The organism is Sorangium sp. So ce381 (assembly GCF_051473845.1).
In the GTDB taxonomy this organism is placed as follows: Bacteria; Myxococcota_A; Polyangia; order Polyangiales; family Polyangiaceae; genus Sorangium; species Sorangium atrum.
Genome location: NZ_CP150336.1, coordinates 5,392,498 through 5,414,130, shown reverse-complemented (window position 1 = coordinate 5,414,130; position 21,633 = coordinate 5,392,498). Strand labels below are relative to the sequence as shown.

At 73.7% G+C, this 21,633-nt stretch carries 19 protein-coding genes; 9 read left to right on the top strand and 10 right to left on the bottom strand.

Annotated features, from left to right (window positions below):
- Positions 1 to 81: 81 nt before the first annotated feature.
- A complete protein-coding gene (locus WMF29_RS20330; protein WP_272099445.1) occupies positions 82 to 312 on the bottom strand; it encodes a hypothetical protein in 231 nt (76 codons plus the stop codon).
- A 423-nt stretch (positions 313 to 735) separates the two neighbouring features.
- Between WMF29_RS20330 and WMF29_RS20325 the strand changes: the two genes are divergently transcribed.
- From WMF29_RS20325 to WMF29_RS20310, 4 genes are all read left to right on the top strand, one after another.
- Positions 736 to 1,782: a hypothetical protein gene (locus WMF29_RS20325; protein ID WP_437330429.1), complete on the top strand. Its 1,047-nt coding sequence runs from the start codon at positions 736 to 738 to the stop codon at positions 1,780 to 1,782.
- 147 nt (positions 1,783 to 1,929) lie between these two features.
- Positions 1,930 to 3,390, top strand: a complete 1,461-nt coding sequence (locus WMF29_RS20320; protein WP_437330428.1) for an amidase — start codon at positions 1,930 to 1,932, stop codon at positions 3,388 to 3,390.
- A gap of 39 nt (positions 3,391 to 3,429) precedes the next feature.
- Entirely contained in the window at positions 3,430 to 4,626 is a 1,197-nt protein-coding gene (locus WMF29_RS20315) for a saccharopine dehydrogenase family protein (RefSeq protein WP_437330427.1), read from the top strand.
- Between the two features lie 43 nt (positions 4,627 to 4,669).
- Positions 4,670 to 5,326 carry a gamma-glutamylcyclotransferase gene (locus tag WMF29_RS20310; RefSeq protein WP_437330426.1) on the top strand — a complete coding sequence of 219 codons (657 nt, stop codon included), beginning with the start codon at positions 4,670 to 4,672 and terminating at the stop codon, positions 5,324 to 5,326.
- Here the strand turns inward: WMF29_RS20310 and gyrA are convergent.
- The 5 genes from gyrA to WMF29_RS20285 form a co-directional block, all read right to left on the bottom strand.
- The gene (gene gyrA / locus WMF29_RS20305; protein ID WP_437330425.1) at positions 5,319 to 7,940 is read right to left on the bottom strand and encodes a DNA gyrase subunit A; all 2,622 of its coding nucleotides are present in this window, start codon (positions 7,938 to 7,940) and stop codon (positions 5,319 to 5,321) included. The genes WMF29_RS20310 and gyrA overlap by 8 nt on opposite strands.
- Before the next feature lie 439 nt (positions 7,941 to 8,379).
- A complete protein-coding gene (locus WMF29_RS20300; RefSeq protein ID WP_437330424.1) occupies positions 8,380 to 8,952 on the bottom strand; it encodes a hypothetical protein in 573 nt (190 codons plus the stop codon).
- A gap of 278 nt (positions 8,953 to 9,230) precedes the next feature.
- The gene (locus tag WMF29_RS20295) at positions 9,231 to 9,647 is read right to left on the bottom strand and encodes an HNH endonuclease (protein ID WP_437330423.1); all 417 of its coding nucleotides are present in this window, start codon (positions 9,645 to 9,647) and stop codon (positions 9,231 to 9,233) included.
- A complete protein-coding gene (locus tag WMF29_RS20290; protein ID WP_044965251.1) occupies positions 9,644 to 9,877 on the bottom strand; it encodes a hypothetical protein in 234 nt (77 codons plus the stop codon). The genes WMF29_RS20295 and WMF29_RS20290 overlap by 4 nt, the downstream gene beginning before the upstream one ends.
- Positions 9,878 to 9,963: 86 nt before the next feature.
- Positions 9,964 to 10,686: a hypothetical protein gene (locus tag WMF29_RS20285; RefSeq protein WP_437330422.1), complete on the bottom strand. Its 723-nt coding sequence runs from the start codon at positions 10,684 to 10,686 to the stop codon at positions 9,964 to 9,966.
- Positions 10,687 to 10,820: 134 nt separating this feature from the next.
- Here WMF29_RS20285 and WMF29_RS20280 point away from each other — a divergent pair, with 134 nt between their 5' ends.
- Both WMF29_RS20280 and WMF29_RS20275 read left to right on the top strand, forming a co-directional pair.
- The gene (locus WMF29_RS20280; protein WP_437330421.1) at positions 10,821 to 12,356 is read left to right on the top strand and encodes a protein kinase domain-containing protein; all 1,536 of its coding nucleotides are present in this window, start codon (positions 10,821 to 10,823) and stop codon (positions 12,354 to 12,356) included.
- Positions 12,357 to 12,475: 119 nt separating this feature from the next.
- On the top strand, positions 12,476 to 13,366 hold the full coding sequence (locus tag WMF29_RS20275; protein ID WP_437330420.1) for a nucleotidyltransferase family protein: 891 nt from the start codon (positions 12,476 to 12,478) through the stop codon (positions 13,364 to 13,366).
- Between the two features lie 14 nt (positions 13,367 to 13,380).
- On the opposite strand, the gene WMF29_RS20270 is transcribed toward WMF29_RS20275, so the two are convergent.
- On the bottom strand, positions 13,381 to 14,946 hold the full coding sequence (locus tag WMF29_RS20270; protein ID WP_437330419.1) for a phytoene desaturase family protein: 1,566 nt from the start codon (positions 14,944 to 14,946) through the stop codon (positions 13,381 to 13,383).
- A gap of 240 nt (positions 14,947 to 15,186) precedes the next feature.
- Positions 15,187 to 16,281, bottom strand: a complete 1,095-nt coding sequence (locus WMF29_RS20265) for a DUF72 domain-containing protein (protein ID WP_437330418.1) — start codon at positions 16,279 to 16,281, stop codon at positions 15,187 to 15,189.
- Between the two features lie 190 nt (positions 16,282 to 16,471).
- Between WMF29_RS20265 and WMF29_RS20260 the strand changes: the two genes are divergently transcribed.
- Together WMF29_RS20260 and WMF29_RS20255 are read left to right on the top strand one after the other, a co-directional pair.
- Positions 16,472 to 17,752 (top strand): hypothetical protein, encoded by a 1,281-nt coding sequence (locus WMF29_RS20260; RefSeq protein WP_437330417.1) that lies wholly within the window; start codon positions 16,472 to 16,474, stop codon positions 17,750 to 17,752.
- A complete protein-coding gene (locus tag WMF29_RS20255; RefSeq protein WP_437330416.1) occupies positions 17,749 to 18,387 on the top strand; it encodes an ATP-binding cassette domain-containing protein in 639 nt (212 codons plus the stop codon). Before WMF29_RS20260 ends, WMF29_RS20255 begins: the two co-directional genes overlap by 4 nt.
- A gap of 46 nt (positions 18,388 to 18,433) precedes the next feature.
- Here the strand turns inward: WMF29_RS20255 and WMF29_RS20250 are convergent, their stop codons facing one another.
- Both WMF29_RS20250 and folD read right to left on the bottom strand, forming a co-directional pair.
- Positions 18,434 to 19,180, bottom strand: coding sequence for a class I SAM-dependent methyltransferase (locus tag WMF29_RS20250; protein ID WP_437330415.1), 747 nt, complete (start codon positions 19,178 to 19,180; stop codon positions 18,434 to 18,436).
- A gap of 7 nt (positions 19,181 to 19,187) precedes the next feature.
- A complete protein-coding gene (gene folD / locus WMF29_RS20245; RefSeq protein ID WP_437330414.1) occupies positions 19,188 to 20,051 on the bottom strand; it encodes a bifunctional methylenetetrahydrofolate dehydrogenase/methenyltetrahydrofolate cyclohydrolase FolD in 864 nt (287 codons plus the stop codon).
- A 146-nt stretch (positions 20,052 to 20,197) separates the two neighbouring features.
- Here folD and WMF29_RS20240 point away from each other — a divergent pair, with 146 nt between their 5' ends.
- Entirely contained in the window at positions 20,198 to 21,580 is a 1,383-nt protein-coding gene (locus WMF29_RS20240; RefSeq protein WP_437330413.1) for a nicotinate phosphoribosyltransferase, read from the top strand.
- The last annotated feature ends 53 nt before the right edge of the window (positions 21,581 to 21,633 follow it).

The following is a 21,633-nucleotide window of genomic DNA, read 5'->3' as shown; positions in this document are numbered from 1 at the left end:
CTCTCCGTGAACCCTCAGGCCGAAAAAACGAAAGCCCCCGGACCATCTCGGTGCGGGGGCCAATCTCCATGCTGTTTCAGCTCAGAGCGGCGGCCCGCAACCGTTCCCGACGCGAATCAGCCCGACGACGTCAACTAGGCTGAAGAGCGCAGGAATGGCTAGGCCCGCTAGGAGCCCGACGGACACGCCGCCTTCGACGACGACGAACGAACGCGTCGTCGAGGACGCCAACGAAGCGTGGTGCACAACCTTCTCAGCGGGGGTCCCGTCGCCGGAGGCGTGGGCGCTGGTGGTGCACATCGGCTTCTGCATGGCGTAGATGCTTCTACCCTACAGAGCTGCTGCGTCGCGTCAAGTTGTTTCTTTACAGAACGCTTGTTTCTGCGGCATTTCGTGCAGTTTTTTGTTCGAGCACGCGCACGTGAACCGCGTGATGTTCGGCACGAACCGGCGATGTCCGGGAGCTCGGGCGGCGATGTCTCGAACGGCGATGCACCGCGCTCGATGTGCACGAATGCGTCGCTCGAGCGCGACTCGTTCGCGACGCCGGGCGAGTCGAGCGAGGCGCGCCGAGCGCGTCGCGTGGAGCGCGCGGAGGCGAGGGCGCGGCCAGGATGCCGCGGCGCCGGGGGAGAGGTGCGCAAACACCGGACGTCGGATCATGCGCGCCCGAGGTGCAGACTGCTGTCTTGAACCGACTGCCGCCAGATCGCGCGACACACCCATGAACCTGGCATGCAAGCGCATCGCGTCGCGCAGGCGCGCCCTGCCGATCGACCGGTCTCGCCCTGTGGTCTGCAGCGCCGCCGCGTGGCCTCTCTCGGCACGGTCGGGCTCCTCGTGTTGAGCGGCGCCTCGACCGGCGCCGCCGCGGCCCGCGCCGATCCTGCGCATCCAGCGGATCCCATGGCGCTCGCGGGCGCACAGCCCGCGCGGCCGTCGCTGCCGCCCGCGCCGCCTGCACAGCCACCTGCTGCGCCGGAGCGGCCCGCCGCAGCGGCGCCCCGGACGCAACCGAGGGCGGCCGCCAACTTCAGCACGTTCCTCGAGCTCCGGAACGATTACTCGCAAAGCAAGACCAGCTTCTTCAACGCGGCGGTGCTCCGGGGGGACTACGCCTTCACCAGGACGTTCTCGCTGCGCGCAGATCTGCCGCTCGCGTACGCGGGTGACATCGAGGGCCAGCGCGACGTGGGGCTCGGCGACATCCTGATCCGGCCGCTCGTCCGCGTGGTCGGCACGCCGCGGTTCGCGCTGGTCCTCGGCACGGATCTCGTCCTCGACTCGGCGACGAAGCGCGCGCTCGGTTCGGGAAAGAACCAGGTGGCGCCCCTCGTCCAGGCGTACGTCCGCGTGGCGCGGCCCGCGCGGCTCGGGGCCCAGCTGCAGCACTCTGTGTCGTTCGGCGGCGACCCGGGGCGGAACGCCATCCAGAAGTCGACGATAAGGGAATTCGCCATCATCGAGCTGCCGCGCGGGTTCTGGGTGAGCCCGGACCAGGCGTTCTCGATCGACCACCGCGGCGCGCACCGCGTCGTGTCGACGAGCGTGCTGGAGGTCGGCGCAGAGCTCAGCGAACGGGTGCAGGTATACCTCGATCCCGGCATCCAGGTCGACGACCGGGGGGCGGTCGACTGGCTGGTGACGGGGGCGGTGCGCTGGGCCTTCCCGCAGCGAGCGCGGGAGCGCGCGGTCGCCGCCACGCCGATGCAGCGCGCGGGCGCGGGGCAGGCTGCGGGCGCTGGGCAGGCAGGGGGCGCGGCGCAGGCCGCGGAGGAGTAGGCGGCCAGCGCCCCCGGCGCCCAGGAGGACGCTCGGCGAGGGCCGCGCGCGTCTCGCGCCCGGGATGGGGCGGGGGCGATCGACGGACCCGGGGTGACGGACCCTTGACCTGGGTGGTCGTCCCGAGCCTGATCCTCGGTCGCACGCATGCTTTCACGAGATCCGCTGCTCCTGCTCTCCGCGACCCGGCTCGCTGCGCTGATCCGCGAACGAGCCGTGACGTCGGCCGAGGTCGTGGAGGCCCATATCCGGCACATCGAGCGCGTGAACCCGACGCTCAACGCGATGGTGGCGGACCGGTTCGAGGCCGCCCGCGCCGAGGCGCGCGCGGTCGACGCGCTCCTCGATCAGGGCGGGGCCGCGGGCGCGCCGCCGTTCCTCGGCGTCCCGTGCTCCATCAAGGAGAGCTTCGCCGTCGCCGGCATGCCGAACTCCGCGGGGCTCGTCGCCCGCGCCGAGGTGCGCGCGGAGGAGGACGCCGTGACGGTCACGCGCCTGCGCGCCGCAGGCTTCATCCCGCTCGGCGTCACCAACGTGTCGGAGCTCTGCATGTGGATGGAGACGAACAACCGGCTCTACGGCCGGACGAACAACCCTTACGACCCGGCGCGCACCGCGGGCGGCAGCTCGGGCGGCGAGGCCGCGGTGATCGGCGCGGGCGGCGCGCCGGTCGGCCTCGGCTCGGACATCGGCGGATCCATCCGCATGCCCGCGTTCTTCAACGGCGTCTTCGGCCACAAGCCGACCGGCGGGCTCGTGCCGACCACGGGCCAGTTCCCGCTGCCGGGCGAGCGGGGGCTCCGCTTCATGACGACGGGCCCGATCGCGCGGCGCGCCGAGGATCTCATGCCGGTGCTCCGCATCCTCGCCGGCCCCGACGCGCGCGATCCGGGCTGTGCGCCGCTGCCGCTCGGCGATCCGGCCTCGGTCGATCTCGGCGCGCTGACGGTGCTCTCCGTCGAGCACGACGGCGTGCGCCGGGTGAGCGCCGATCTCGTGGCCGCGCAGCGGAAGGCTGCGGAGGCGCTCGCCGCCTGCGGGGCGACGGTGGTCGAGGCGAGGATCGACCTCCTCGCGCGGGCGCTCGACATCTGGACGGCGATGGTGGGCACGTCCGGGGGCGTCACGTTCCGGGCGTTGCTCGGTGGCGGCCGCCCGGTCAGCCTGCCGCGTGAGCTCGCCCGCTGGTCGGTCCGCCGCTCGACGCACACGTTGCCCGCGCTGGGGCTCGCGTTGCTGGAGGACGTCGGCGGGCTGCTGCCGGCGCGCGTCGAGCGCGCCCTGGAGCTCGGCAAGGCGCTGCGCGCGGAGCTCGTGTCGCGCATCGGCGAGCAGGGCGTGATGCTCTACCCGTCCTATCCGAGCCCCGCGCCGCGGCACTACGCGCCGCTGCTGCCGCCCTTCCAGTGGACATACACCGCGGTGCTCAACGTCATGGAGATGCCGGCGACGCAGGTGCCGCTGGGCCTCAACGGCGAGGGGCTGCCGCTCGGCGTCCAGGTGGCGGCGATCCACGGCAACGATCACGTGACGATCGCCGTGGCGGAGCACCTGGAGCGCTCGTTCGGCGGCTGGGTGCCGCCGTCTCTCTCGTGGTGCCGGCGCTGACCGTTCCCGCCCGCGGTCGTGGTATCAAGGCTGCCCCCCATGACCAGCGACCGCGCGTACGACGTGATCGTCTTCGGAGCGACCGGCTTCACCGGTCGCCTCGTCGCCGAGTATCTCGCCACCAAGGGCAAGGACGCCTCCGCCCGTGGCGCAGAAGAGCGGCCCATCCGCTGGGCGATCGCTGGCCGGAACGCGGGGCGCCTCGCCGAGGTGAAGGCGGCGATGGAGGCGATCGATCCGGCGTGCTCCTCGCTGGGCGTCATCGAGGCGGCGTCGGACGACGCGGCGTCGCTCGAGCGCATGGCTCGCCAGGCGCGCGTCGTCATCACGACGGTCGGTCCTTACACGGCGCTCGGCGAGCCGCTCGTCGAGGCGTGCATCCGCGCGGGCACCGACTACGCGGATCTCACCGGAGAGCCTGGGTTCGTCGACCGCCTCATCGAGCGCCACCACGAGGCTGCCCGCGCGCGGGGCGTGCGGATCGTCAACTGCTGCGGCTTCGACAGCATCCCGCACGACCTCGGGGTGCTCTTCACGGTGACGAAGCTCCCCGCGGGCGAGCCGATCGTGGTGGAGGGCATCGTGCGCGCGCACGGCAGCTTCTCCGGCGGCACCTGGCAGTCGCTGCTCGAGATCATGGCGCACGCCGGCCCCAGGAAGGGCGCCGCGCGCGGCGAGGGCGCGCACGGGGCGCGCAGGGTGCGGGGGCTCAAGGCGCGCATCCGCTACGAGAAGGGGCTGCGCGCATGGCTCTGTCCGATGCCCAGCATCGATCCGCTCGTCGTGCTCCGGAGCGCGCGGGAGCTCGACGCCTACGGCCCCGACTTCCAGTACAGCCACAACGTGCAGGTCAAGTCCGGGCTGCAGCTCGTGATGGGGATCGCCGGCTTCGGCGCGGTCACGGCGCTGGCCAAGGTGGGACCGACGCGGGAGCTGCTCCGCAAGGTGCGGAGTCCGGGGGAGGGGCCGAGCGCGGAGGAGCGGGCGCGCAGCTGGTTCCAGGTGACCTTCCAGGGGAAGAGCGCGTCGCGCAAGGTGGTGACGCGGGTGAGCGGCGGCGATCCGGGGTACTCGGAGACGGCCAAGATGGTGGCGGAGTCGGCGCTTTGCATGGCGTTCGACCGCGAGCGGCTGCCGGCGCGCGCCGGGGTCATCACGCCGGCCGTCGCGATGGGGGAGCGGCTCATCGAGCGGCTTCAGGCGGCGGGGATCCGGTTCGAGCTGCTGGAGGGGTGAGCTGCAGCGGCTGACGGCCGGCGCGGTTTGGTACAATCGCCCCGTGGACCGCGAGGCGTGGATCTTCGGTTACGGCTCGTTGATCTGGCGGCCTGCCTTCCGCTTCGAGCAGATGGTGCCCGGGTACATCACGGGGTGGGCCCGCCGCTTCTGGCAGGGGTCCACAGACCATCGGGGCGTCCCCGGGGCGCCCGGGCGGGTGGTCACGCTCATCCCGTCGCCTGGCGCCCTCTGCTGGGGGATGGCCTATCGCGTTGGCGAGGCCGAGCTCGGCGAGGTGCTCCGCGCGCTGGACCACCGCGAGAAGGGCGGATATGCGCGCCACGACGTGCCGCTCCACCTCGTGGACGGGGCGGCGGTGCGGGCGGAGATCACGGCCCGGTCGGCCATCGTGTACCTGGCCACGCCGGATAACCCCGATTACCTGGGCGCTGCGCCGCTCCCCGAGATCGCCGCGCAGGTGCTCGCGTCGCACGGCCCGAGCGGCTCGAACGTCGAGTACGTCCTGCGGCTCGCCGACGCGCTCGTGGCGATGGGCGCCCACGACGAGCACGTGACCGAGCTAGCGGCCCTCGTCGGCCACCGAGCTCCCCGTCCGGTCGACCCGAGGACCACCGTCGGCCCCTCGTGTGGCGGTCGCGCGGCGGGGGCTGCGGACGGGCCGTCGACCGAGCTCGGCGCCCGGTCGACCTCTAGTTGACCTCGCTGCTCCCGTTCCCGCCGGCGTGATCCGCGACCCCGTTGGTCCCGTCCGCGCCGGCTGCCGGCGGCGTCGACCCGCCCTCCTCGGCCTCGGCCGCTTCCGCCGCGAAGGCCTCGACGGCGACGACCCGCTCGTCCTGGCCGACGTGCATGATCCGCACGCCCTGCGCGTTGCGCCCCGTCTCGCGGATCTCGCTCGTCTTGGTGCGGATCATCTGCCCGCGATCGGTCACGATCAGCACCTCGTCGCTCGGGCTCACCATGGCGACGCCGACGACCGGCCCGTTCCGCTCGCTCGCGTCGATCAGGATCACGCCCTTGCCGCCGCGGCTCTGGAGCCGGAACTCCTCGAGCGGCGTCTGCTTGCCGTACCCGCGCTCGCAGACCGCGAGCACCCGGTCGCGCCCGTCGCCGCTCACGCCGAGGCCCACCACCACGTCGCCCTCGTCGAGCTCGATGCCCTTCACGCCCATCGTCGCGCGGCCCGTCGGGCGCACCTGGTCCTCGGGGAAGCGGATGCTCATCCCGCTCCGCGTCGCGATCACGAGCTCGCGCTTGCCGTCGGTGAGCGCCGCCGTGAAGAGCTGATCGCCCTCCTCGATCCGCACGCCGATGATCCCCTTGTCCCGGTAGTTCTCGTACTCGTTGAGCGCCGTCTTCTTGATCTGCCCGCGGCGGGTCAGCGTCACCACGAACGTCTCGCCGTCGAAGCTCGGCACCGGCGTGATCGCCGCGACCTTCTCCCCCGGCTCCATCCCGACGAAGTTCACGATCGCCCGGCCCTTCGCGTTCCGAGGCGCCTGCGGGATCTCGTAGACCTTCTTGACGAAGACCTTGCCCTTGTCGCTGAAGAAGAAGACGTACGAGTGCGTCGACGCCACGAAGAGCTGGCTCACCCAGTCCTCCTCGCGCGCCTCCATCCCCACCATCCCCTTGCCGCCGCGGCGCTGCGCCCGGTACGTCGACGTCGGCGTCCGCTTCAGGTAGCCGGCGTGCGAGATGGTCACGACCATGTCCTCTTCCTGGATCAGGTCCTCCATCTGGATCTCGGCCTCGGCCGGCACGATCTCGGTCCGCCGCTTGTCGCCGAAGCGCGCCTTGATCTCCTCGAGCTCCATCACGATCACGTTCATGAGCAGCCCCATGTCGGCCAGGATCGCCCGGAGCCGCTCGATGGTCTGCGACAGCTCGCCGTACTCCTTCGCGAGCTTCTCCCGCTCGAGGCCGGTCAGGCGCGACAGCCGCATCTCGAGGATCGCCTTGGCCTGCCGCTCCGACAGGAAGTAGTCGCCGCGCGTGTCGGCCTCGGCGCACTCGGGCTCCGGCCGGCCGGCGCGCCGGAGGAACTCGCCGAGCCCCCGGAGGGGCAGCTTCTGCAGGTTCTCCCGCGCGTCGTCCGGATCGCTCGACGCGCGGATCGTCGCGACGATGCGATCGATGTCGCTCGTCGCCATCCCGAGCCCCTCGACGAGCTCGCGCTGCGACTCGGCCTGCCGGAGCTCGAACCGACAGCGCCGCGTCACGACCTCGCGCCGGTGCTCGATGAAGTGCGAGAGCGTGTCCTTCAGGCTCAGCACCGCGGGGCGGCCGTTCGCGATCGACAGGTTGATGACGCCGAACGTCGCCTGGAGATCCGTCAGCCGGTAGAGCTGGTTCAGGACCACCTGCGGGAAGATGTCCTTCTTCAGCTCGACGACGATCCGCATCCCCTCGCGATCGCTCTCGTCGCGCACCTCGCTGATCCCCTCGATGCGCTTCTCCTTCATGCACTCGGCGATCTTCGCGACCAGCCGGGCCTTGTTCACCTGGTAGGGGATCTCGGTGAAGACGAGCTGCTCGCGGTCGCCCTTCATCGTCTTCTCGACCTGGCTGCGCCCGCGCATCGTGATCGAGCCGCGGCCGGTCGTGTACGCCTGCACGATGCCGCTCTTGCCGTAGATGAGGCCGCCGGTCGGGAAATCGGGGCCCGGGACGAGGTGGAGCAGCTCCTCCAGGGTGACGTCGGGGTTGCGGATGATCGCGATCGTCGCGTCGATGATCTCGCCGAGGTTGTGCGGCGGGATGTTCGTCGCCATGCCGACGGCGATGCCGCCGGAGCCGTTCACCAGGAGCTGCGGGAACTTCGCCGGCAGGACGCTCGGCTCGAGCTCCGAGTCGTCGTAGTTCGGGACGAAGTCGACGGTGTCCTTGTCGAGATCGGCGAGCAGCTCGACGGCCATGCGCGACAGGCGCGACTCCGTGTACCGCATGGCGGCGGGCGAGTCGCCGTCGACCGAGCCGTAGTTGCCCTGCCCGTCGATGAGCGGGTAGCGCAGGCTGAAGGTCTGCCCCATCCGGACGAGCGCGTCGTAGACCGCGAGATCGCCGTGCGGGTGGTACTTGCCGAGCACGTCTCCGACGACGCGCGCGCACTTCTTGTGCGCGCCGGTGGGGCCGATCTTCTGCTCGTTCATCGAGTAGAGGATCCGGCGGTGCACCGGCTTCAGGCCGTCGCGCACGTCCGGGATCGCGCGGCCGATGATCACGCTCATCGCGTAGTCGAGGTAGCTCGTCCGGAGCTCGTCCTGGATGCTGACCGGAACCTTCTGCTGGATGTTCGACGTCTCTTCCATGGGGGACCTGCACCCGAGGCGCGGGGGGCGGGCGCGGCGCGCGCTCGGCCCCCGTCGTAGAGGCCCATCCCAGCGCGGATCGAGCGTCGAGCGGAGCGGCAGAAGCGGCCCTGGCCTCGATCGACGAGCGACGAGGTGGAGCCCGGCCTTCGCCGCGCGCCCTATGACCCACGCTGTTCAGGGGATGCGACGGATGCGTTCAGGTACTCCAAGGGGCAGGCTGGCGCAAAGGGTTTGCCGGCCTCAGAGGGCGTTCCTCCCCGCGCGCGGCGGGCGCGGATCGCGGCCTGCCGCCGGCTCCTCTGCGGACGCCGCGAGGCGCTGCCGAGGGCGCATCAGGGGCGCCGGACAGCGCGGTGGGAGCGCAGGAGCGTCCTGGGCGGGGGCGCTGGACAGCGCGGCGGGAGCTTGAGGCGGCGCAACGGGGGCGCCGGAAGGGTCAGGGCTCGAAGCGGGTGGGCGGGGCGCAGTTCCGGACGACGATTTCTACGTCCTTCTCCGCCACGATCGATCCGGCGCTGTCCGGGGCGTCGGGGTCGGGGCCGGGGCACTCCCACGTCCAGATCGGGTCGGCCTTGTCGCCGTTGGGGAGCAGCATGTCGGGGTTCCCGGAGGTCTCGCCACCTTCGGGCGTGAGCTCGTCGGCGAACTCCCCCCCGTAGCCGTCGATCCTGACCGTGTACTTGTGCCCCTCGACGACGGAGGTGAACGACACGCTCCACGCACAGGAGATCGGCGGCGACGAGGCGAGGGGGGACGGCCCGCCCTCCGCGCTGTTGTCGGTGAGCGTGGCGACGTAGCTGCGGATGGCCTCCGGCTCGTCCGAGCCCGAGCACTGGACGTCGCCAAGGAAGGCGAGCGGGTCGATGGTCACCGACGTCCCGAGCTGCAGGTCGTCGTCGCTGTTGGACCCGTCGGCGCAGGCCGTGAGCGCGAGCACGGCGAGCGCCAGGGCGCACCGGACGGCCCGGGGTCGCGGGGAGCGCCCGCGCGCGCGATCCGCTGCGAACAAGGTTCCGAAACCAGCTCGAGCTCGGCCCATCGGCAGGGGGCACTAGTCCAAGCCGGGGAACGGCGCCACATGAAACGCGGCCCCGCTGCGCGGGCGCCGCGCCCGGCGCGGCGCGCGGCCGAGCGAGGCCGGCGGGAGGAGGCGCCGGGGACGACGGCGCTCGCGGGCGAGCTGCCCGATGCGCCGCCCGCGCGAGGCGGCGCCGCGGCTGCGCCTGGACGCCGGGGGCCTGGCCGCTGCAAGGCTTGAAATGAGCTCGCGGAAGCAGCGGGCGCCCTCTACGGGAATCGACCCCGCAACGCCTCTTCACGTCGAATCTCGATGACGAGAGGCCGATTCATCCGGAGCAGCGCGACCGTGGCGCGGCCTGTCGGTGTTTTTCCGGCGATCAACAGATCACTCGTGACGTCGAAGTGGTCTTCCCAGCGACCCCAGCGAGGGTGGAAGAGGCTCGCGTGGTCGCCCGTGGTCGGATCCTCTCCATGGGTCCGCGCTCCCTTGCGCAGGGAGCACGACACACAGGCGAGCGCCAGGTTCTCCGGGGTGGTCAGGCCACCTGCGTGCCGCGGCTGGATGTGATCGACATGGAACGCGGCCTCCTGGCTGACCTGGGAGAGCCGGCAATACTCGCATCGATCGGCGGCACGCTTGCGGACGCGACGCTGGAGCGCCGCGGGCACGCTGTCGCGGCTCATCGCGTCAGCGCAGGCTCCTTCCGCGATGCGCGGAGGCGCAGCAAGCTGAGCAGCTCGGCGAGATCGACGAGCCCCTCGGCTTCGATGGCCTCATCCGCCGACAGCTTCTCCCCGCGGTCCTGCTTGTCCAGGAGCGCCTGCAGCCTGCGATCGACCCCCGCCGGGAGGCGGAGCTGCGCGAGATCGGAAGGGAGCTCCACATCAACGTGGACTGTTGCCGGCGTAGCCATGGTCGAACTCCTCCCTGAACCTAGCAGGTTGGTGCGGGGTGGGCGATCAGCCTGAGAGCGGTCCGAGGGACCTTCCTGCAGCGGTATCAGGGCCCGCCGGAGCCGCCGTTGCCACCGCCGCCCGCGCTGCCGCCGCCGGAGCCGCCGCTGCCACCGTTGCCCGCGCCGTCAGAGCCACCGTTGCCGGCGCTGTCGCCGCCGGAGCCGCCGCTGCCCGCACTGCCAGAGCCGCCGCTGCCCGCACTGCCAGAGCCGCCGCTGCCCGCACTGCCAGAGCCCCCGCTGCCGATGCCGGCGCCGCCGCCGTTCGGGGCGGCCACGAACGCGCAGGCCTCGAGCGCCTCCGCCTGCGCGGTGATCACCACGCAGGGGCTGATCGCGCGGTCGATCCCCTCGGCGAGCGGCGCCGCGGAGCACTCCGCCATGGAGGCGACCTTCGCGCTGGCGCAGGCGCGCGCCTCGCCGACGGCGGCGACGCAGGCATCGACCTGGGCGGTCGTCGGCTCTGCAGCGGCCGGGCCGCCGCCGGCGCCGCTCTCGATGCCGTGCAGGCACTGGTCCCAGTAGAACTCGACGCAGGTGTTCACCCGCTCTTCGGCGTCCCCAGAGCCGATCCACTCCGGGCACACGGCGGCCGCCTCGCACCGGGCACGCTCGATGCGCCGGCAGGCGTCGACGCCCACAGCGTCGTTGCCGCAGCTCGGCGCTGTGATGACGGTCACGGCGCCGAGGCCGAGCAACGCGGCCGCGGCCCAGGGCGCGGAGCTCCGCCTCGCGGCGGAGAGGACGGCGAGCGCAGACGAACCCACCCGGCGGAGCTACCACGCGGCCGCCGGAGGCGTCGAGTTTTCAGGCACACCAGCTGCCCACCCCACCTCGGGGGCGCGAACGGCGACCGGACAGGGCCCGGTCCGATCTATGCTCCAAGGGCCGCGATCACCCCATGGATCCGCCGAGCCTCGCGCAGCTCCGACCCGACACGCCTTTCCATGGGCGGTACCGCGTCGTGCGCCCCATCAAGACGGGCGGGATGGGAGCGGTGTACGAGGTCGTGGACGAGGTCACGGACCGCCGCCGAGCGCTCAAGGTGATGCTCCCCGGATCCATCCAGGACCCGGCCCAGCGCGCCCGGTTCGCCCAGGAAGCCAGGATCACGGGCGCGATCGAGAGCGATCACATCGTCCACATCTCCGATGCCGGCATCGACGCCGACTCGGGGATGCCCTTCCTCGTCATGGACCTGCTCCAGGGCGAGGAGCTCGCGAGCCTGTCCGCGCGCCGCGGCCCGCTGCCGCCGGCCGAGGTGGTCCTCTACCTGGGCCAGGTCGCGCGCGCGCTCGACAAGATGCACGCGGCCGCCATCGTCCACCGGGATCTCAAGCCGGCGAACCTCTTCCTGACGAGGCGGGACGACGGCTCCCCTTGCGTGAAGGTCCTGGATTTCGGGCTGGCGAAGGTCGTGGCGCACCGCAGCGTGGCGGACCGCACGGCGATGGTCGGGACGCCCCTCTACATGGCGCCCGAGCAGATCCGCGGCGACGTCGCCGTCGGGCCGAAGACCGATATCCATGCGCTCGCGCACGTCGCCTTCGCGCTGCTCGTGGGCAGCCCGTACTGGCTGACCGAGGCCAACGTCCTGCCGTCGGTCTACGCGCTCCTCCAGCGGATGGTGGCGGGGCTGCCCGAGCCGCCGAGCGTCCGCGCCGCGCGGCGCCGCAGCAGCATCCGGCTGCCGCCCGCCTTCGACGCGTGGTTCCAGCAGGCGACCGCGATCGACCCGAAGGACCGCTTCGAGCGCGCGACGGCGGCCGTCACGCTGATGGCGGAGGCGCTCGGCGCGCCCGCCCCGTCGACCCCGCCCCCGGCGCCCGATCGGCCCACGAACCCGCCGCCGTCGTCCCGCCGCGGGGTCGAGAGCCGCGGGGGCGAGACGGACGACCGGCGCGCCAGCTCGCCGTCGGACCCGGGGCCCAAGCCCCCGGAGCCTGGGCCCAAGGCCGGCGAGTCACGCCACCGCGACGAGGACCTCGCCGCGGTCGTCCACGAGGAGCGGCTCCGGGCTTTCCTGAAGAAAGAGGTGCAGCGCGCCAAGGAGCAGCGGACGAGGAGGCTCTCGCTGCTGCTGCTCAGCGTGGAGGGGCTCCAGGGCGTCGAGGAGACGCAGGGGCGCGCGGGGGTCGATCGCATCCTCGGCGACCTCGCGCGCATCGTCAGGATCTATGTGCCGGAAGGCGGGCTGCTGGGGCGCTACCGCCGCGACACCCTCGCGATCGTCTGCCCCGGGATCGGCCGGACCCGGTCGTCCGCGTTCGCGAAGGTGCTCGGCGAGAAGGTGCGCCAGCACCGCTTCCGGCGCGCAGCCACGACGCCCTTCCGGATGACCCTCCGCATCGGCGTCGCGCACCTCGAGGAGGGGGACGCGACGGGGCACGAGCTGCTCGAGCGCGCGGCGCGGGGGCTGCCCGAGCGGGGGGAGTGAGCTGAACGAGGGAGCCGGCTCCCGGCGGCTGGATGGCCTCGAGCTCCCCTGGCGCGGGGCGCGGTCGCCTCGCCCTCGATTTCTTGAAAGTTTCTCGTGATGGGGGGATCCTCGCGGCCATGGCCTCTGCCATGATCCTGGCCGCGGGGCTCGGGACCCGGCTCCGCCCGCTCACGGACGAGATGCCGAAGCCGCTCCTGTGGCTCGGCGATCGGCCGCTCATCGCGCACATCGCCGAGCGGCTCGCCGCGGGCGGCGTCCAGCGCGCCGTGGTGAACAAGTCCCACCTCGCGGAGCGCTTCTCGCGCGACCTGCTCGCGGCGTTCCCGGTGCCCGTCGAGGTCCTGCACGAGCCGGAGCCGCTAGGCACCGCCGGGGGCCTCGCGAACGCGGCGGGCGCGCTCGGCGAGGGCGATGTGGTCATCTGGAACGGCGACGTCCTGATCGACCTCGACGTGGCGGCGCTCTCGGCGGCGCACGCGGCGCGCGGCGCGGGCGCGACGCTCGCTGTCGCGCCGCGGCCGGCCGGGGAGGGGACGGTGGGCGTCGGGGCGCGGGGCGAGGTGGTGCGGCTGCGCGGCGAGCGCTTCGGCGAGGAGATCGCGGGCGGCGACTTCGTGTGCGTCCACGTGATCGGCGAGGCGCTCCGGCGAAGGCTGCCGCCGCGCGGGTGCATGGTGGGCGACGTGTACCTGCCTTGGCTGCGCGAGGGGCGCTCGCTCGCGACGTTCGCGGCGCCCGCCGTGTGGCACGACATCGGCGCGCCGGCCGCCTACCTCGCGGCGAACGCGCGCTGGCTCTCGCAGCGCGGCCAGCGGAGCTACGTCGGCCCGGGGGCGTCCGTCGCGGAGGGCGTGGATGTGGCGGGCAGCGTGGTCGGCGCGGGGGCGCGGGTCGAGGGGGCCGGCGCGCTGCGCGGGTGCGTGGTGTGGCCGGGCGCGCTGGCCCGAGCGCCGCTCGAGCGGGCGGTGGTGACGGCGAAGGGGACGGTCGCGCGCGCGGCGGCGTGACCGCCGCGCGCGGCTCACTTCCCGAGGTCGGCGAGCGCGGCCTTCGCGGCGTTGTGCCCCGCCGCGCCGATGACCGACCCGGCCGGGTGCGTCCCCGCGCTGCACGAGTAAAGCCCGGCGAGCCCGAACCGGTAGGGCACGCGATCGGCGAAGCCGAAGCTGTTGTCGATGTGGTGGATGTGCCCCTTCGTGATCCCGAAGTGCCGCTCGATGTCCGGCGGCGCCAGCGTGAACGTCTCCAGCACGAGGTCGCTCATCCCAGGCGCGAAGCGATCGCAGATCGCGAGGAGGTGCTTCACGTAGCGCGGCGCGGCCTGGTCCCACGTCTCGCCGCTCGCGAGCGCGTAGGGCACCCACTGCACGAAGAGCGCCGCGTTGTGGTGGCCCTCCGCGTCGCGCAGGCTCGGGTCGATCGGCGTGTGGAAGTACCACTCGATCGCGGGGAACTCCGGGAGGCGCCCGCTCATCGCGTCGCGGTGGGCCTGCCGCAGCGTGTCCATCACGACGTCCTCGTCCGGCAGGAGGTGGATGGTCGGCCCGAACTGCCCGCGGTCCTCCGGGAGGCACGTGAACGTGGGCAGTCCGGTCAGCGCCATGTTGACCTTGAGCGTCGAGCCGTCCTTCGCGAGCGCGCCGAGCCGCGCCGAGAGCGAGGCCCCGATCGCCGCCTCGCCGGCGAGCGCGCGGGTGCGGTACGGATCGGCGTTCGAGACGACCACCTTCGCGGCGATGCGCGCGCCGTCCTCGAGGAGCACGCCGGAGACGGCGCCCCCGGACGACTCGATCTGCGCGACGCGGGCGCCGGTGACGATCGTCGCGCCCTCGGCCCTCGCCTTCTCGGCGAAGAGGCGGGAGATCGTGCCCATTCCGCCCTCGACGATCATCCAGGTCCCGTCGGCGCCGGGGAGGCGGCACATGTTGTGGATGAGGAAGTTCATGCCGGTGCCGGGCGACTCGAAGCCGCCCGCGAGCCCCGAGAAGGCGTCGGTCACGGCGTACATCGCCTGGAGGAGGTCGCTCTTCCAGCCGAACCGCGCGAGGTAGTCGGAGATCGTGCCCCGGCAGAGCGCCACGAACGTCTGCCGGAGGGCGGGCCGCACGTAGCGCTCCGCCGTCTCCTCGATGGAGAGCGGCTCCTCGAGCCACGTCGGGGCGATGTCGTCCCGGAGCGCGGCGAGCTCGGCCTGGAGCGCGCTGTTCGCGTCCCAGTCCGCCTGGGAGAAGAACTCCAGGAACTGCCGCTTCATCGCGGCCTGATCCGAGCCGAAGAGCAGGTAGCGCCGGTCCGTGGTCGGGAGGAAATAGTGCGGATCGCGCCGCCGCAGGGGGAGGGTGACGCCGACCTCGCGGAGCAGCTCGGGGGGGGCGAGCCCGAGCAGGTAGGCGCCGCTAGAGACGCCGAGGCCCGGCGCGTTCCGGAAGGGGTGCTCGGTCTTCACCGCGCCGCCGACCGCGTCTTTCTCCTCGAGCACCACCACGTCGAGCCCGCGGCGGGCGAGGAGGACCGCGGCGACGAGACCGTTGTGGCCGGCGCCGACGATGACCACATCGGCGCGGGCCGGAGCTTCACTGGGTTTCACTGGGCACCTCCAAGCGCTGTGCGCGTCCTCTGCCGCGGCCGGCGCGCCGGCGTTCGGGCCGTGGCGCACGAGGTGTTGCACGGATGGTGCGGCGAGGAGAGTCCTTTTCGCGCGCGGTAGCCGGGGGGATGCGCAGCGCCGGCCCCGAGGCCGCCCGCACGGCGACCCTTTCCAGCCTGTCCTCTCCACGGCGCAGGCGCGCGCGTCGCTCCGGCCCGCTCCGTCCTGCCCTGGTCGGGCTCACCCGCCGGCGGTCGTCGTGGGCGCCGTCGGCGCGCGCCACGCGGCGGCGACGTCCTCGGCGATGGCGCGCACGGTCAGGGGCGCCGAGCCCTCGGCCTTGTTGTTCACGAGCGTGAAGCTCTCGATGCGCAGCGCCGCGGCCTCGCACAGGATCCGCGCGACCTCCGCGCGCATCTCGGGATCCGGCTCGACCACCCGGTTGAACGGGTGGAACCGGCGCTTCTCCGCCTCGTAGCGGCGGCCGGGCTTGAGCGAGAGCCGGACGACCGCGAACGGGGCGTTCGAGACGGGCACGACCTCCGCCTGGGCCCCGGGAGACGGCATGTTGCGCCAGTAGCTGTAGGCGTGGGCGACGCCGCGGGCGCCGAGGATCTCCCGGTACTCGCCGGTGAAATAGGCGCGCTCCCTGAGCTCGACCGCGTACGAGAGCTCGCGCGGCAGCGCGCCGAGGAACGCGTCGAGCCGCTCGAAGAACGCGCGAGGCGGGAGCCGGTGGGGCGGGCCGACCGGCGGCAGCTCGAGCAGCACCGGCCCCGCGTGCGCCCGGAAGACCGTGAGCAGCGGCGCGGCGACGCGCGAGAGGAAGAGCGGCACCGAGAGGAAATCCGGGTTCGGCTCGAGGCGAGCGGGGCCCGCGCTGCGCCCCTCGTCCTCGCCCGGCGGGGTCTGCGATCGCTCCAGCGTCTGGGACACGACCGCGTGCAGCGCCTTCGATACGCAGCGGAAGCCGTCCGGCAGCTGCGCTCCGTAGCGGCGGAAATCGCTGTCGGGGACGGGGGCGTAGAAGCTGCGGTCGATCCCGACCGTCGTGAGCAGCGGGTGCCGGGCGTACTCGGCGAGGCCATCGCGCGCGAGCTCCTCCGTGCTGTGCCGCGCGGCGTACACGAGGCCCTGCCAGCCGGGGAAGCTCCACGAGCTCGTGCCGAGGTGGAGCCCCGGCGGTAGCCGCGCCGCCAGGCGGGCGGCGTCGTCGTAGACCGCCGCCATCGCGTCGCGCTCGCGCGCCGCCTCGACAGCGGCGGGCTCCGGCGCTGGACCGAACAGCGAGAGCTGCGATGGGTCGGCGCCGCGGCGCCCAGGGGAGCGGCTCACCCGGTCGAGTCTACTGCTTCCGGCGCGCTCCGCGACATCGGCCACGCGGGCGGGGAGGGCCGCTGCGCTGGCCAGCGCGGCAGGGGGACGGGCGGCGCGCCGGGCGCGGAGCGGCAGCGCCGGCCTGCGCCGGTGGCGCATGCGCTTCCGAGGGGAGCATCCGGGCGGCCGTGGGGTACAAGCACGTGGCGTGCTGCGCCGCTTCGCCCTCGTCCTGCGCGTCCTGGTCTCGACGGCCGGGAAGGACGCCTTCGCGCGCGCCATGCCGCTGTACATGGGCATGGGCCTCGTCGCGGCGGTCGTGTTCGGCGGCAACGGGATGCACCCGTCGCAGCTCACGGGCCTCGCGGGCGAGTCGCCCCTGTTCCGGGTCGCGCTGTGGGGAGCGTGGTTGCTCGTCGGGACGCCGGCGGCGCGCGCGCTGCTCGGGGCTCCGGCGACGTTCTTTCTCCGCGCGCTGCCGGTCCCGCGCCGCGAGCTGCTCTCGGCTCATGCGCTGCTCCTCGCCGTCGCGGAGCTCCCGTGGGTGGCGCTCTGGGCGGTCGGCGCCGGCGCGCTCGCCGGCTGCGCCGCTTGCGCCGCGGCGCTGGCGGCGCGCTGCATGCTCCTGGCCCGGCCGCGCGGGGCGCGCGAGCTCTCGGCTCTCGCGCTGCTCGCGGGCGCCATCGCGCTCGGGGCCCCGGCGTCGGTCCTGCTTGCGTGCGCCGCGCCGGCGCTCGCCGTCGGGCTGCGCGCGGCCGTCGTCCGCGCGCCGGAGGTCGCTGCCGGCCGCGAGCGCTCGATGATCCCATCGGCGGCGCCCGCGCTCGTCGCGCTCTCGTTCGCCTACCTGGCGGCGCTCCTCCGCGGCCACCGCGCGGTGCTCGTGCGGGGCCTCGCGCTCGCCGCGATCGGCGCGCTCGCCGCGGCGGCCTGGGCCCGGAACAGCGGGCGGCTCGGGGGTGAGCCGCTCGCGGCGGCGTCGCTCGTCGCGTTCGCGCCGGTCGCGCTCTGCGCGGGCGCTGGCCTCTCCGGTCCGGTCCTGCGCGAGGAGCGGCGGCTCGCGTGGCTCCTCGACGCGTGCGGCACGGCGGCCGGGCTCCGCGCGGGCGCCGTCGCCGCGGCGGTGGCCGCGCCGCTCGCGGCGCTCGCGCTTGGGCACGGCGCGGTGGTCGGCGCGCTCACCGGCGCGGCGCCGTCGCTGGCGCTGCGCCTGGTCGGCGGCGCGGGGCTCGCGGGGCTGCTCCTCGCCGCGATCGCGCTCGGCTGCGTCCGGTGGTCCGTTCGGCAAGACGGCCGCGACAGCAGCCGGGTGCTGCTCTCGGTGCTCGCCGCGATCGCGGCGTCGATCGCGGCCGCGTGGACGCTGGGCGAGCTCGCGCTCGCGGCCTTCGCCCCGGCGGCCGCGCTGCTCGCGGGGCCCGTCGGGGCGCGCTGGATCTCCCCGCGCCGCGGGCGCGGCGCGGCGGCAGGAGAGGGGAGGGCGCTGTGACGCTGGAGGCGACGGGGATCCACAAGCGGCTCTCGGGCAGGGACGTGCTCTCGGGCGTCGACCTCCGCTGCGGACCTTCGGAGGTGGCGGTCGTGATGGGCGAGAACGGCGCCGGCAAATCGACCTTGCTGCGCGTCGTCGTCGGGTTGCTGGAGCCCGATCGCGGCGCCGTGACGCTCTCGGGGGAGGCCGTCCACGGCGCCGCGGCCTCGGCGCGGCGCCGGCTCGGCTACGCGCCCGACGCGACCGAGGCGCTGCCCGATCTCCAGGTCGCGGAGCTCTGCGCCCTCGTGCGCGCGCTCAAGCTGGCGCCGCCGCTCGACGGTGTGTGGCGCGCGTGGATCGAGCGGCTCGGCGCGGCCGCCTTCTACCGGCAGCGGCTCTCCGGGCTGTCGTTCGGTCAGCGCAAGCGCGCGCTCCTGCTCGCGGCGCTGGTGGGCGATCCTTGGCTGCTCGTGATCGACGAGCCGACCAATGGGCTGGACGCCGAGGGGGCGGGCACGGTGCTGGAGCTCATCGAGCAGCGCCGCGCGGAGGGGAAGGCGACGCTCCTCACGACGAACGACACGGCCTTCGCGGCGGCGATCGGGGGGCACGTGCGCCGGCTGAACGGAGGGCGGCTCAGCGAGGAGTAGGGGGCGGGCGCCTCGGCCCGCGGGGCGACGCGCCCCCGGACGCCGCCTACGGGCTGGGCTGCCCCTCGCCGCGGTCCGAAGGGCGCGGCAGCAGCAGCAGCACCCGCGTCTCGCGCTGCTCGCGCCCTTCGAGGTCGAGCGGCGTGGGGACGAGGTACCGCGCGAGCTCCTCGATCGCCTCGGAGGGGCAATAGGCGCGGCCGGGATCGCCGACGAGCACCGCGGTGGCGCCCGCGGCCTTTTGGCGCAGCCACGGGAGCACGCGGTCGACCATCGCGCGCTCGTAGCAGACGTCGCCCGCCACGATCACGTCCCACGCGGTCGTCGCGGCGCTCGCCGTGAGATCCTCGGTGATCACGTCGACGGTGACGCCGTTCAGGGCCGCGTTCAGCCGGAGCGCCGCCGCGGCGAACGGATCGATGTCGGCGGCGCTCACGCGCCCCGCACCGGCGAGCGCCGCGGCGATCGCGACGACGCCGCCGCCGGAGGCGAGGTCGAGGACGCGCTTGCCGGCGACCGTCGCGGGATGATCGAGGAGGTACCGCGCGAGCGCCTGCCCGCCTGCCCACGAGAACGCCCAGTACGGCGGCGGCACGCCCGCGCGCGCGAGCGCCGCCTCGGTCGCGTGCCAGAGCGGCGTGACCTCGGTCGCCAGGTGGAGCCTGACCTCGGGGACGAACGGCGGACAGGCGACGGCCGTCTCGCGCGCGACGAACGCAGCGGCGCGCTCGGCGGCGGAGGCGGCCTCCGCGTCGGCGTCGCGCTGCGGCGCGGGCGCGTGCTCCCTGGTCACGGCGGCGCTACCGCTTCGCGACGCGCGCTTCCGCGGCGCGCAGCGTCGTCGCGAGCAGCGAGGCGATCGTCATGGGGCCGACGCCGCCGGGCACCGGCGTGATCCAGGCGGCCCGCTCCCTGGCGGCGTCGAAATCGACGTCGCCCACCAGCTTGCCCGCGTCGTCGCGGTTCATGCCGACGTCGATCACCGTGGCCCCTTCCTTGATCCAGTCGCCGCCGATGAGCTTCGCCTTGCCCGCCGCGGCCACGAGGACGTCGGCCTCGCGGCAGAGCGCCTTCAGATCGCGCGTGCGCGTGTGGGCGATCGCGACCGTCGCGTGCCGCGCGAGCAGCAGCTGCGCCATCGGCCTGCCGACGAGGTTGCTCCGCCCGACCACCACCGCGCGGGCGCCGGCGAGCTCGACGCCCGCCTCCGCGAGCAGGCGCATGCAGCCGACCGGCGTGCACGGCGCGATGGCGCCCGGGCGGCCCATCGCGAGCAGCCCTGCGTTCATCGGGTGGAGGCCGTCGACGTCCTTCGCGGGGTCGATGGCGTCGAGCACGGCGTGCGCGCGGATGTGCGCCGGCAGCGGCAGCTGGACGAGGATCCCGTCGACGGTGTCGTCCGCGTCGAGCTCCGCGACGCACGCGAGCAGCTCGGCCTCGGTCGTCGCGGCAGGGAGCGTGCGGAGCCGGCCTCGAATGCCGACCTCGTTCGACATCCTCTCCTTGCTCCGCGTATGGGTCACGCTGGCCGGGTCCTCACCGACGAGCACCACCTCGAGGCCGGGGGGCCGACCGTGGGCGGCCGCGAAGCGCGCCGCCCCCTCCCGCACCTCGTCGCGGACCTTCTGCGCGATCGCCTTGCCGTCCAGGATCTTCGCCGCCATCGCCGCGGAGCTTAGTCCACCCGCGGCCGCCGCGGGGGCGCTGCCGGCAGCGGCCTGTGGCCCGATCGTGAGGATGGCCGGCTCACCGCCTCACGTCACGCCATCTTCGGGTTGACCCGTACCTCCAGCGTCTCTAGCCATGATCTGTGGACGCGCTGCACACCGATCTGTACCAGCTGACCATGGCGGCGGGCTATTTCCACCGCGGCATGGCCTCGCGCGTCGCGACGTGCGAGCTCTTCGTGCGGCGGCTTCCGCCGCACCGGCGCTTCCTCGTCGCGATGGGCCTCGCGCGGGTCGTGCGCTACCTTGAGGAGCTCCGCTTCACCGAAGAGCAGATCGCCTATCTGAGCGCGCTGCCCGCCCTCGCGGACGCGATGACGCCGGCGTTCTGCAGCTACCTGCGGGACTTTCGCTTCCACGGCGACGTCTGGGCCATCCCCGAGGGGACGGTGTTCTTCGCGAACGAGCCGGTCCTGCGCGTCACGGCGCCGCTCATCGAGGCGCAGCTCATCGAGACGTTCGCCCTGTCCGCCATCAACCACGCCACCGCGATCGCGTCGAAGGCCGCGCGGATCGTCCTGGCCGCCGGCGACGCCGGGGTCATCGAGTTCGGCACCCGGAGGGCCCACCCGGAGGCGGCGATCGACGCGGCGCGCGCCGCGTACGCGGTCGGCTGCGTCGGCACCTCCAACGTCGAGGCCGGGATGCGCTTCGGCATCCCGGTGCTCGGGACGGCCGCGCACATGTGGACCATGGCCCACCCGACGGAGCAGGCCGCGTTCGAGGCCTACGTCGCCGTCTTCCCGAGCGCGGCGATCCTGCTCATCGACACCTACGACACGCTCGTCGGCGCGGCGCGCGCCGCGGCGATCGCGCGCGACAAGCTGAAGGGGGTCCGGCTCGACTCCGGCGACCTCGGCGCGCTCAGCGTGGCCGTGCGCAGGATCCTGGATGACGCAGGCTGCACGTCGGCGAAGATCGTCGCCTCGGGTGATCTGAACGAGCACCGCATCGCCGAGCTCCGTCGCGCCGGGGCGCCCATCGACCTCTACGGCGTCGGGACGGATCTCGTGACGTCGATCGACGCTCCGGCGCTGGGCGGCGTCTACAAGCTCGTGGAGATCGGCGACGTCGAGCGGGCCGCCGGCGGAGAGCGCACGCCCATCGCGAAGTTCTCGGAAGGGAAGGCGACGCTGCCGGGCGCGCACCAGGTGCACCGCTTCCGCGATCGCTCGGGGAAGCTGGCTCGCGACGTGATCGCGCTCGAGGGCGAGCCGATGAGCCCCGACGCAGAGCCGCTGCTCGCGCCCGTGATGGCGCGCGGCGCCCGGGTCGCGCCGCGCGAGGGGCTCGACGCCGTCCGGCTGCGCGCGCGCGCGCAGCTCGCCGGGCTCCCGGAGGCGCTCCTCTCCATCGACGACGAGCCCGAGCCGGGCGCGCCCTTCGCGGCCGAGGTGTCGCCGCGGCTCGGCGCGCTCGTGGAGGCGGTGCGCGCCCGCGTCGTCTCCGGCGCAGGACACCCGTAGCGAGCGAGACCCCTGGCGTGCGCGGCCGCGGCCGCGCGCTCCCCCCACGACAG